Annotated in this window: 8 protein-coding genes and 1 pseudogene; 6 read left to right on the top strand and 3 right to left on the bottom strand. The window is 70.9% G+C overall.

The genetic code is table 11. From position 1 onward, the window contains the following. Positions 1-19: 19 nt before the first annotated feature. Positions 20-1,003: an alpha/beta fold hydrolase gene (locus DVR05_RS18005; protein WP_116247041.1), complete on the bottom strand. Its 984-nt coding sequence runs from the start codon at positions 1,001-1,003 to the stop codon at positions 20-22. Between the two features lie 220 nt (positions 1,004-1,223). Between DVR05_RS18005 and DVR05_RS18010 the strand changes: the two genes are divergently transcribed. Further along, the gene (locus tag DVR05_RS18010; protein WP_116247042.1) at positions 1,224-2,021 is read left to right on the top strand and encodes a class I SAM-dependent methyltransferase; all 798 of its coding nucleotides are present in this window, start codon (positions 1,224-1,226) and stop codon (positions 2,019-2,021) included. Between the two features lie 140 nt (positions 2,022-2,161). After that, positions 2,162-2,569, top strand: a complete 408-nt coding sequence (locus DVR05_RS18015) for a MarR family winged helix-turn-helix transcriptional regulator (protein ID WP_116247043.1) — start codon at positions 2,162-2,164, stop codon at positions 2,567-2,569. Positions 2,570-2,627: 58 nt separating this feature from the next. Here the strand turns inward: DVR05_RS18015 and DVR05_RS18020 are convergent, their stop codons facing one another. Further along, entirely contained in the window at positions 2,628-3,206 is a 579-nt protein-coding gene (locus DVR05_RS18020; protein WP_116247044.1) for a GNAT family N-acetyltransferase, read from the bottom strand. Positions 3,207-3,466: 260 nt separating this feature from the next. On the opposite strand from DVR05_RS18020, the gene DVR05_RS18025 reads away from it, so the two are divergent. Continuing rightward, complete coding sequence (locus DVR05_RS18025; RefSeq protein WP_116247045.1) at positions 3,467-4,177, top strand: sensor domain-containing protein; 711 nt, start codon at positions 3,467-3,469, stop codon at positions 4,175-4,177. A gap of 31 nt (positions 4,178-4,208) precedes the next feature. Here the strand turns inward: DVR05_RS18025 and DVR05_RS18030 are convergent, their stop codons facing one another. Next, complete coding sequence (locus tag DVR05_RS18030; protein WP_116247046.1) at positions 4,209-4,907, bottom strand: TetR/AcrR family transcriptional regulator; 699 nt, start codon at positions 4,905-4,907, stop codon at positions 4,209-4,211. A 323-nt stretch (positions 4,908-5,230) separates the two neighbouring features. On the opposite strand from DVR05_RS18030, the gene DVR05_RS18035 reads away from it, so the two are divergent. The 3 genes and pseudogenes from DVR05_RS18035 to DVR05_RS27960 form a co-directional block, all read left to right on the top strand. Continuing rightward, complete coding sequence (locus tag DVR05_RS18035) at positions 5,231-5,863, top strand: MFS transporter (protein ID WP_232832200.1); 633 nt, start codon at positions 5,231-5,233, stop codon at positions 5,861-5,863. A 160-nt stretch (positions 5,864-6,023) separates the two neighbouring features. Continuing rightward, positions 6,024-6,200, top strand: coding sequence for a hypothetical protein (locus DVR05_RS26655; protein ID WP_157982471.1), 177 nt, complete (start codon positions 6,024-6,026; stop codon positions 6,198-6,200). Next, positions 6,191-6,824 (top strand): annotated as a pseudogene (locus DVR05_RS27960) (Tn3 family transposase); the annotation flags it as partial. The gene DVR05_RS26655 and the pseudogene DVR05_RS27960, both read left to right, overlap by 10 nt. Positions 6,825-6,922 lie beyond the last annotated feature (98 nt).

Consider the following 6,922-nt stretch of genomic DNA (forward strand, 5'->3'; position numbering starts at 1 on the left):
CCGGCACCCGCGCGGGAGGCTAGGCGGTGGCACCCCCCTCCACGTGGGCGAGGAAGTCCAGCAGCGCGGCGTTGACCTCCTCGGGGCGTTCCTGCTGCGTCCAGTGCCCGCACCCGGCCAGGGTGACGTTGGCGTGGACGCGCGGCGCGACCAGGTGCAGGTTCTCGCGCAGGAAGTCCACCCCCTTCAGTGACACCACCATGTCCTTGTCCCCGACCACGTACAGGGCGGGCACGTCGACGGTGCGCCCCTGGAAGGCGGCCATGAGCTCGTGGTTGCGTTCGATGTTGCGGTACCAGCCGAGCGGACCGGTGAAGGCGTCGGGCCCCTGGTAGTCGCGCGCGAACGCGGCCACGTCCTCCTCGGTCAGCCAGTCGGGCAGGGCGTCCGGTTCGGGCATGGTGTCCAGCAGTCTCTGCCCCTGGGGGATGATCCAGGGCTGGGGCTCCTCGACCCGGGGGTTGTCCCCCGAGGCGTTGAACAGGATGCGGCGCAGCGTCGCGGCCGGGTCCCGGGCGAGCTCGGCGTCGGCCACACCGGGCTCCTGGAAGTAGATCTGGTAGAAGCCCTCGCCGTACAGGTCCCGGGTGACCGAGGGCGGGGGCATCATGGCCGGAGGCGCCGGGGGAACGCTGAGCCCCGCCACGCCGCGCACCAGGTCGGGGCGGAGCAGAGCGGTCGCCCACGCCACGGGCGCCCCCCAGTCGTGCCCGACCAGAACGGCGCCGGAGGCGCCCAGTTCGCGGATCAGCGCGGTGACGTCGCCGACGGTGTGCAGCAGGGTGTAGGCGTCCACGGACTTGGGCCTCTCACTGCGGGCGTATCCGCGCTGGTCGGGGGCGACCACGTGGTATCCGGCCTCGGCCAGCGGAGCGAACTGGTGGCGCCAGGAGTACCAGCTCTCGGGGAAACCGTGCAGGAGCAGGACCAGCGGACCCTCCCCCTGTTCGGCGATGTGCAAGCGGACTCCGTTGACCTCGACGTCCCTGTGCCTGACGCTCATCGTTGGCTCCTCGCCGCGTTCGGGTGGGCCGCGGGTTCGGTCCGCCGGGGGGCGGTGGCGGCCTCACCGGGAGCATAGGGGAAGGGCCGCGGGCGCACGCGCGCGCTCCCCGACCGACACGGGTATCTCAAATAATGAGAATCAAATCTCAAAAAGAGAGACGACGGTGTAGGGTCCCTACCACAGGCACTCCACAGCGCCCCCAGGAAAGGGGAGGCCCATGTCGCGCTACACCCACGGCCAACACCGCTCGGTCACCGACTCCTACCGCTGGCGCAACGCCGCCAACTCCACCGCCTACGCCCTGGACGAGATGGTCCCCGGGCGCTCCCTGCTGGACGTCGGTTGCGGACCCGGCACCATCACCGTCGACCTGGCCCAGCGCGTCGCCCCCGGACCCGTCACCGCCGTGGACTCCTCCGCCGAGGCCGTCGACCTGGCACGGGCCACCGCCCAGGAGGCGGGCCTGGACCACATCGACTTCCAGGTCCACGACGCCCACGACCTGAAACTGCCCGACGACACCTTCGACGTCGTCCACGCCCACCAGGTCCTGCAACACGTCAGCGACCCCGTACGCGCCCTGGCCGAGATGCGCAGGGTCGCCCGCCCCGGAGGCGTGGTCGCCGTGTGCGACAGCGACTACTCCGGCATGTTCTGGTACCCCCGCCTGCCCGAACTGGACACGTGGATGTCCCTGTACCAGCGCGTCGCCCGCGCCAACGGAGGCGAACCCGACGCCGGACGCCACATGGTCGCCTGGGCGCACGCCGCCGGGTTCACCGACATCACCTACGTCTCCGAGACCTGGAACCACTCCTGCCCCGAACGCCGCCGGTGGTGGGGCTCCATGTGGGCCACGAGAATCCTGGAGTCCGACATGGGCCGCCAGGCGGTCGCCGAGGGATACGCCACCAGGAAGGACCTGGAGGACATCTCGGCGGGCTGGACCCGGTGGAGCCAGGACCCCGACGGCGTGTTCGTCATCCCGCGCGGCGCCCTGGTCTGCCGTCTCTGAACCCCGCCCCGCCCACGGCACGGACGGGGGCGGAGGCGGGGGGCGGCGACACCGCGCACCGTCACTGGTCAGCACGGGTGGGCGGGAGATACCGTCGTCCTGACACCGCGCGGAGGCCACCGTCCACGCCTGGAGGACCCATGTCCGACCTACCGATCGGCTACTGGCTCAAGCACCTGGACCGGCTGATCGAAAACGACTTCGACCGGGTGCTGTCCAGCGAGTCCCTGGGGCGGCGCCACTGGCAGGTGCTCACCTCCCTGCACAAGGAGCCCGGAACCGTCGCCGACCTGGACCGGCGCCTGGCCCCCTTCCTGGAGGAGGACGAGCCCACCGTCGCACCCGTGGTCGACCAGCTGCGCGCACGCGGGTGGGTGGAGGGGCAGCAGCCGCTGTCCCTGACGGCCGCGGGCGAGACGGCGCACGAGGCCCTCTTCGAGAAGGTCAGCGACGCGCGCCGCCGCCTGGCCCAGGGCATCAGCGACCAGGAGTACCGCGCCACGGTCGACGTGCTCGAACGCATGTCGGCCAACCTCGAACGCGGCTGACCCCCACCCGCCCGCCCCGACGGGAGGCGCGGTGGGGGACCGGCGGGCGCGCCCGGGCTCAGTCCGCCTCGGCCGGCAGCTCGCGGGTGAGTTCGACGAAGGCCAGGTCGGAGCGCTTGGGCAGACCGAACGACGCGTCACCGTAGGGGAAGGGGATGGTCCGGCCCGTGTTGGTGTACCCACGCCGCTCATACCAGGCGATCAGGTCGGAGCGCTGCTTGAGCACCTTCATCCGCATCAGACGGCACCCCCACGTCCGCGCGGCGATACGCTCGGCCTCCGCGAGCACACGCCGACCCAGCCCCGACCCCTGGGCCGTGGGCCGCACCGAGAACATCCCGAAGTAGGCGCCGCCGGTCCCCCTCTGGAGCTCACAGCAGGCCACCAGCTCCCCGCCGGACTCGGCCACCAGCACGAGCGTGTTCGTGCGGGCCAGCAGCGCGCCCATGACGTCCTCGTCCACCCGCTGGCCGTCGAGCAGGTCCGCCTCGGTCGTCCACCCCCGCCGCGAGACGTCACCCCGATAGCAGGAGTTGACCAACTCCACCAGAGCGGGGACGTCATCGGGCACGGCCGCACGGTAACGCAGCTCCGACCCGCCCCGCCCCACTGCGTCATCGGTCTCAGTGGTGGTCACACACGCCTCCCCGGTGTCCGAATCCTGCGCCCCCAGTATCGGGCACCGGCACCGGACCCCGCACGGAACCCCCGGCGCCGACCCGCGGTGGGGCCAGCACCACCCTCACCCTTCACCCCTGCGGCCCTGACCCGGGGCCGCCCGCGGGCGTAGGTTCGCCGTCATGGACGACAACCGTGACCGGAGAATCCGAGAAGTCCCACGGCCCGGGGGAACGCCGTGCCGCCAGGCCGCGCGCTCAGAGAGGTCGGCACTGGTCGATGAATGACGCAACAGCCAACAACCCCTTCTCCCGGATCGTGGCCGACACCCGATACGTGCTGCTGGGGCCGGCCCTGACCGTCCCGGCCTTCGCCCTGGTCCTGACCGGGCTGGCCGCCGGGATCGGCTCCGCCGTGGCCATCGTGGGCCTGTTCATCCTGGTCGCGGCCCTCCACGTCGCCCGCGGCGCGGCCCACGTCGAACGCATCCGCCTGGCCGACCTGCTCGGCGGCCCCGTGGTCCGGCGCGCCTACCGTCCCGCCAGCCCCGAGACGGGCCCCCTCCGCCGCGCCCTGGCCCCCCTGACCTGCCCGCAGAGCTGGCTGGACGCCCTCCACGCCCTGATGGTCCTGCCGCTGTCACTGGCCACCTTCGCCCTGACCCTGACCTGGTGGGCGGCGGGCGTGGGCGGACTGCTGTACCCCCTGTGGGGGTGGGCGCTCTACCACGTCCCCGGCTACACCAGTGTCGGCTCCCACGTCCTGCCGGACTCCCCCGTGCTGGCCACGACCCTGATCCACATGCTCGCGGGCGCGCTGTTCACCCTCACCGCCCCGGCCGTGGCGCGGGTGAGCGCCGGCGTCCAGGCCACCGTCGGCCGGGCGCTGCTGTTGGCCCCCTCCGACGACGCCGTGCGGGTGCGCACCCGGCCCTCCGGGCACGTCGACGAGCACGACCCGGTCCGCCACCGCGTGCCCACCCGCGCCTGAGCTGCGGACCCCGGCCTGCGGGTCAGCCCGTTCACCCCCCGGGAGGGTTCTCCGACACGGCGTCCGCGAGCAGGCCGTCGACGAACACCCGGAGTCCCCGCGGGTAGACGTCCCGTGCGGCCAGTGCGGGCCACCGGTCGCCGACAGCAGCCAGGTGCGGCACCTGGGAGGCGTCGAAGCCGTCGGAGAAGGCGCCGCGGCGATCGGGGGGTTCGTCCCCGGCGCGTCGGCGGGTGGAGTGCGCGCGGACGAGGATCTCGCCGACCGTGTAGTACCAGACGTTACGGAAGACGTCGACGGCCTGTTCCCGCGTGCATCCGTACTCATGGGCCGCGGCCAGGATGGCCTCGACCATCCACAGCGCCGACGCGTCGAGGAGCCCGAGGAACCCGTCGGTGGTGAGGACCTCCGCGGCCCACGGCCAGTCGGCGAGGGCGTCGTGCAGTGCGGTGGCGGCCGCGATGACGCGGTCCCGGGGGTCACTGGGCAGGCGGAGGCGCTCGATCCGGTCGACGTGGTCGTTGAGCAGGAGGACCAGCAGTTCCTCCCTGTCCTGTATGTGGTGGTACAGGGTCGTCGCGCCGACACCGAGTTCCGCGGCCAGCCGACGGATGGTCAGCCTCTCCCAGCCGTCCCGGTCGATGAGCCTGCGGGCCGCCGCCAGGATCTGCGCACGGGAGGTCCGGGGCGGCCGACCGGTGCGGCCGTGGGGTGCGGGCTGTCGGGGCATCGTCCCAACCTACCTCGCCGATGTCCTCGGGGAACCGGCGCGGTTTCCGGGCTTTCACTCGATCTCTCTCGATGCTAATTTCGGAACATGTTCGAAAAGTCAGACAGCACCGCGAACGGAGCCCGTGATGTCGCATGGTTCCGCTGCCCGGCCGGGGCTCACGCTCACCGCCGTGGCCGTCGTGCAGTTCATGGTGTCGCTGGACCTGTCGGTCGTGAACGTCGGTCTCCCCCGGATCGCCGCTGGCCTGGGCTTCAGCGAGATGGGCCTGACCTGGGTCATCCACGCCTACGCCCTCACCTTCGGCGGGCTCCTCCTCCTGGGTGGCAGGGCCGCCGACCGCTACGGCCGCACTGGCGCTCCTGACCGCCACGTTCCCCACCGGCAAAGCCCGCGTCCGGACCTTCGGGGTCTGGAGCGCGATGAACGCCGCCGGGGGCGCCCTCGGGGTGCTGATCGGTGGGCTGCTCACCGAGTACGCCGGCTGGCGCTGGGTGATGTTCGTGAACGTACCGATGGCCCTGTGCGCGCTGGTCATGGCCTGGCGCGGCATCGCCGCCGTATTGGGCGACACTCGCGGCGGCCGTCCGGACGCGCTCGGGGCAGTCCTGGCCACGGCGGGCATGACCCTGCTGGTCTTCGGGGTCGTGCGCACCGACCAGTACCCGTGGACCTCACCGGTCACCCTGACGACCCTGGCGGTCGCCGCCGTCCTGCTGGCCGGGTTCATCCACGTCGAACGGACCACCACACGCGAACCGCTCCTTCGGCCCGGCCATGGCCTCGGCCTTCTACTTCGTGTCCCTCTACCTCCAACGCGTCCTCGCGACGGGTCCCGCTCTGACCGGGGTCATGTTCCTGCCGTTCGCGCTCGGAGTGGTCGTCGGCTCCGTGCTCGCCATCAGACTCGGTTACCGTCTCACCCCCCGGACCCTGATGGGGGGCAGACAAGATAAGCCGGAAAGGGGCAACGGGCAGGTCGGCGGCCTCGCTCTCCGCTCAGGTGTGACGTTGCGCGCCTGTTCGGTTGCGGTTCGGTGAAGTGCCCAGAACACCGTGTCCGACCGCCGTACCGTGTTCGGCGTTCGTTGACCCCCCATCCGGAGAGGGCTGCCGGTGACCTCGATCGAGCGCACGGCCTACCCGCAGTTCAAGAAGCTGACCTCAGCGCGGATGCTGCACCTGTCCTTCACCCCCAACGCCGACGAGACCAAGTGGGCGACCAAGCTGACCAGCACCCCCGAGACGCTGTTCGCGGTGGTGCTCGCGCTGAAGTGCTACCAGAAAAGGTGATCTACCCCAGCACCGATGAGCTGTACGGGGAGCGGGGCCGCAACGTCATCGACTGGAAGCTGATCGAGCGGCACTGGCGCGACCTGATGCAGGTCGCGATCTCCATCAGCGAGGGGCGGCTGTCCTCGGCCACGCTGATGCGGCGGCTGCGGTCGAACTCGCGCAAGAATCGCATCTACAAGGTGTTCCGCGAGGTCGGGCGGTCGGTGCGCACCGTGGCGCTGCTGCGCTACCTGGCCGACCCCCCAGTTGCGGGCGTGGATCACCGCGGCCACCAACAAGGTCGAGTCCTACAACGGTTTCTCCCAGCGGCTGAGGTTCGGCAACAACGGGGTGCTGGCCGACAACGACCCCGTCGAGCAGGAGAAGCTCATCAAGCTCAACACCCTGTTGGCCAACCTGGTCATCTTCCACAACGCCTTGGACATCGCCGACATCGTCCGTGACCTGGTCGCCGAGGGGTGGACGATCACTGCCGAGGAGCTCGCTGCGCTCTCGCCGTACCTGCGCGCCCACATCTCCCGGTTCGGCGCTTATGCCACCGACGTGCTGGGGATCGAACCGGAGGCGTTCGACCCCGCCCTGGACGAGATCGACTTCACCGTCCTGGACCTGGCCGCATGATACAGCGACCACCCCTGAAATTTCTATCGTCGCCCCCTTAGAGCTCATCTCATTTGGTGAGTCTGCGGTAACAGATCCGTATGCAGGCGATGCCAGCG

The organism is Nocardiopsis sp. FIRDI 009, assembly GCF_003386285.1.
Classification (GTDB): domain Bacteria; phylum Actinomycetota; class Actinomycetes; order Streptosporangiales; family Streptosporangiaceae; genus Nocardiopsis.

Coding starts and splice junctions, on each gene's coding strand:
- DVR05_RS18030 (WP_116247046.1), bottom strand. CDS start 4,907: ATGCCCCGACAGCCCGCACCCCACGGCCGCACCGGTCGGCCGCCCCGG.
- DVR05_RS18005 (WP_116247041.1), bottom strand. CDS start 1,003: ATGAGCGTCAGGCACAGGGACGTCGAGGTCAACGGAGTCCGCTTGCAC.
- DVR05_RS18010 (WP_116247042.1), top strand. CDS start 1,224: ATGTCGCGCTACACCCACGGCCAACACCGCTCGGTCACCGACTCCTAC.
- DVR05_RS18015 (WP_116247043.1), top strand. CDS start 2,162: ATGTCCGACCTACCGATCGGCTACTGGCTCAAGCACCTGGACCGGCTG.
- DVR05_RS18025 (WP_116247045.1), top strand. CDS start 3,467: ATGAATGACGCAACAGCCAACAACCCCTTCTCCCGGATCGTGGCCGAC.